At 55.2% G+C, this 3,877-nt stretch carries 5 protein-coding genes; all 5 read right to left on the reverse strand.

All coding sequences use genetic code 11. The annotated features are described in order from the left end of the window. Positions 1 to 843: aminotransferase class III-fold pyridoxal phosphate-dependent enzyme (locus AC2VLY_RS05625; protein WP_486921913.1), on the reverse strand; the 843-nt coding region annotated here is incomplete at its 3' end. Beyond that, positions 830 to 1,681: an NAD(P)H-hydrate dehydratase gene (locus tag AC2VLY_RS05630; RefSeq protein ID WP_486921914.1), complete on the reverse strand. Its 852-nt coding sequence runs from the start codon at positions 1,679 to 1,681 to the stop codon at positions 830 to 832. The genes AC2VLY_RS05625 and AC2VLY_RS05630, both read right to left, overlap by 14 nt. A 2-nt stretch (positions 1,682 to 1,683) precedes the next feature. Next, positions 1,684 to 2,901: an ammonium transporter gene (locus tag AC2VLY_RS05635; RefSeq protein WP_193649999.1), complete on the reverse strand. Its 1,218-nt coding sequence runs from the start codon at positions 2,899 to 2,901 to the stop codon at positions 1,684 to 1,686. A 34-nt stretch (positions 2,902 to 2,935) separates the two neighbouring features. After that, entirely contained in the window at positions 2,936 to 3,535 is a 600-nt protein-coding gene (recR, locus tag AC2VLY_RS05640) for a recombination mediator RecR (RefSeq protein ID WP_193650000.1), read from the reverse strand. 1 nt (position 3,536) lies between these two features. Further along, the gene (locus AC2VLY_RS05645; protein WP_486921915.1) at positions 3,537 to 3,863 is read right to left on the reverse strand and encodes a YbaB/EbfC family nucleoid-associated protein; all 327 of its coding nucleotides are present in this window, start codon (positions 3,861 to 3,863) and stop codon (positions 3,537 to 3,539) included. Positions 3,864 to 3,877: the final 14 nt, after the last annotated feature.

The following is a 3,877-nucleotide window of genomic DNA, read 5'->3' on the forward strand; positions in this document are numbered from 1 at the left end:
CAGCAAGTCGGGTTCGACCTGTTCTCTTTGGCAGGAGAACAACTGGCCGCTGCGACCAAAGCCAGTGGCTACCTCGTCAACAACAAGGAGGACCTCATGGGTATTACAGAGCTTTTGTGCGCCCGACAAGACCCCGGGTGGAAAAGGCAATATACCGGCTGCACCCTGCACGCCGCCTTCCAGAATCAAAGCGGCAATATGGTCTTTTTCGGCCAGCAAAACGGTTTCCAGAGTATTCAGCCAGAGCTTGGCTGCCTGCCCGGCATCTCCCTGGCATTGTTCCCATTGCAGCACATAAGGGCTGGGCAACCGGCGCGTCGGGAACAGCAAATTACCATACACTTCATGAAAAAGCGGAAATCCGCCCACTGAAACAGCTCCCACCGTATCGCCGTGATAAGCGTTATCGAGGGTCAAAAAAAGATGCTTTTGCGGACGTCCGATGTTGGCCCAGTACTGCGCAGCCATTTTAATAGCCACTTCTACCGCCTCGGAACCATCTTCACTGAAAAAACAATGTTGCAGAGATTCTGGAGTGCACTCAACCAGCTTTTGGGCGAGACGGATAGCCGGTGGATTGCTGGCGCCCAGGGCAGTGGTATGCGCGACTTTTCCCAACTGCTCCAGAAGGGCAGCATCAAGGCGCGGATGGCGATGACCATGCACATTACACCAAAGGCTCGCCACCGCATCCAGGCAACGTGCGCCATCCACATCATACAAATAATGGCCTTCCGCCCTCTCGATAATCCAGGGATCATCATCACCATAACATTGCATCTGAGTGAAGGGATGCCAAAAATAACGGCGGTCCCAGGCTTTCAGCATTTCAGTTTCGGACATGGATGGCATTCAACTCCTGTATGACAAAAGGTAGTTCTTCGAGAATATTGCTGGCCAGCAGACATTCTTCTCCCAAACGTCGGGCCGCACGATCTCCGGCGAGGGCATGAATGGCAACCCCCAGAATCAAGGCTTCATCGGCCGATATACCTTGGGCCAGCAACCCCGCCAGCACCCCGGTCAATACATCGCCGCTGCCGCCGGTAGCCATTCCCGGATTTCCCCAGGGACAATAACAGCGCGCTGTTTCACCCAACATCAGACTGTGCTGCCCCTTCAAAACCCAATGCCCGCCATAGCGGGATTGCAGCGCATGTATTACCCCTATCCGGTCCAGCTGAACGTCAGGAAGCTGCATTGCCAGCAGACGGGCCGCTTCACCTGGATGCGGGGTAAACAGCCGAACAGCCTGCACACTGAGCAACGGCACACCAAAACGCGCGAGAATATTGAGGGCATCCGCATCCCAGACCTGGGGAATGCGCAAACTCCCGACCTCAGTCAGCATATCATGCGCTGCCAGCCCCTGCCCCAGACCGGGCCCCACGGCGAGTACCGCATTGTCCGGTAACGCAGAGAAACTCGGGGGCCAGTCCCACCAGGTCGCTTCCGGAAGAGCGGAAGCCAGATAAGGAACTGCGGAAGGATGACCCACGGCGGTCACCAGCCCTGCCCCAATCCGGTAAGCGGCCGCAGCTGCCAAAGCCAGTGCTCCGCCCATTCCTGGCGCGCCACCCAGTACAAAAACATGACCAAAACGACCTTTATGTGCATCAGGAGACCTTTTCGGTATTTTTGGCAGACTCTCCCAAGTCAATGCAACAAAGTCATCGTCCACGTTCAGGCCCTCTCAATATCCTCCTCAGGATACGCGCTGACATGGTGAATACTCAAATCTGGACCGGCATATTCCGCCTCGGCATCCAGGCGAATCCCAATGAAAGCCTTGATGGTGCCGTAAACCACTCCGCTACCCACCAGCGCAATCAAAACCCCCAAACTGGTGCCCAGCAGTTGCGACCAGAAACTGACTCCCCCAGCACCGCCCAGCATTTTCAGGCCGAAAATTCCCACGGCCAAGCCACCCCAGACACCGCAAACGCCATGCAAAGGCCAGACTCCGAGCACATCGTCCAGGCGCAGTCGGTGTTGTACAAAGGTAAATAAATACACAAAAATAATCCCGGCTATGGCACCAATGGCCAGAGCCCCGATGGGCTGGACCACATCCGATCCGGCACAAATAGCCACCAGCCCTGCCAATGCTCCGTTATGCACAAAACCCGGATCGCCCTTGCCAACGGCCAGAGCGGCGAGCATGCCACCCACCAGGGCCATGAGAGAATTCAGGGCCACCAGACCCTGAACCTGAGCCAACTGCTGGGCGCTCATCACATTAAATCCAAACCAGCCGATGATCAGAATCCAGGAGCCCAAGGCCAGAAAAGGAATATTGGAAGGCGGCATGGCATGCACCGTACCATCCTTACCATAGCGCCCCCGGCGCGGTCCCAATAACCAGACGGCCATCAGGGCCATCCAGCCACCCATGGCATGAACTACTACCGAACCGGCGAAATCATGAAAAGGCGCACCAAAGGTCTGCGTAAACCAGGCCTGAATGCCGTAATTGTTATCCCAGACGATACCTTCATAAAAGGGATACACCAGGCCGACCAGAAAAGCCGTAGCCAGCAATTGCGGATAAAAACGGGCGCGCTCGGCAATGCCTCCGGAAATGATGGCGGGTACGGCTGCCGCAAAGGTCAGCAGAAAGAAAAAACGCACCATTTCAAAACCATGATCGCCGGCAGTCAGGGTTTGCACGTTTCCGAAAAAACTGATGCCGTAAGCAATATGATAACCAATAAAAAAATACACAATGGTCGAAATGCCAAAGTCACTGAGGATTTTGACCAAAGCATTGACCTGACTGCGCCGGCGCACGGTCCCCAGTTCCAGAAAGGCAAAGCCGCCATGCATGGCAAAAACCAGAATGGCACCCATCAGTAAAAAAAATACATTACCGCCCGGAGGCGTCACACCCGTAGCCAGCATACGACTTCTTCCTCTATCAAATGTTTTGTTTTAACTATTCATCCAGCAGGCGGCGTCCATGCAGCGCCCGTCCGAGTGTGCCACGATCTACATATTCCAGTTCACCGCCCACCGGAACGCCGTGGGCAATACGACTGATGGTAATGCCTGCAGGCACCAAATCTGCCAGAAACTGGGCAGTGGCCTCACCTTCCAGAGTGGGGTTGGTGGCAAATATCACCTCCTGCAGACCCGCTTCTGCCAAACGCTCACTGAGACGATCCAGATGCAGAGCCTCCGGACCAATACCATCCAGAGGCGACAAATGGCCCATCAGCACAAAAAAATCCCCGCTGAACACGCCCGTATCTTCAATGGCGCGTAAATCTGCGGGTGATTCCACAATGCACAGCTGCGAATGGTCCCGATGCGCACCTAGACAAACCCCACACAAAGGGGCTTCGCTGAGGTTATTGCAGCGCTCGCAAAAACGCACTGTGGCGTGTGCGCGTTCAAATGCAGCGGCCAATTGGGGGAGCAGGCTGCGTTTGCGCACCAGCAGATCGTAGCAGATGCGCTGTGCAGAACGCGGCCCAATACCGGGAAGGCGCCTTAACAGCGCCTCCAAAGCCTCCATACTCGGAACATCGGCCATATCAGAAAGGCAGATTCATGCCTGGAATATTCATTCCGCCCGTCACTTCCGACATCCGTTCGGCACTGACCTTTTCAGCATTGCGTACGGCATCATTGATCGCTGCAGCCACCAGATCTTCCAGCATTTCCTGATCATTATCCGCCAGCAACGAGGGATCAATTCGCACCTTGCGCACATCATGGCGACAGGTCATGACGACCTCCACCAGATTACCGCCGGCATGTCCCTGGACTTCAATATGAGCCAGTTCTTCCTGGGTTTTTTGCAGGCGATCCTGGAGTTGCTGCGCCTGTTTCATGATATTTCCCAAACCACCTTTCATCATCGACTACCTCCCTG

This window comes from Acidithiobacillus sp. TH-A36, from assembly GCF_057473445.1.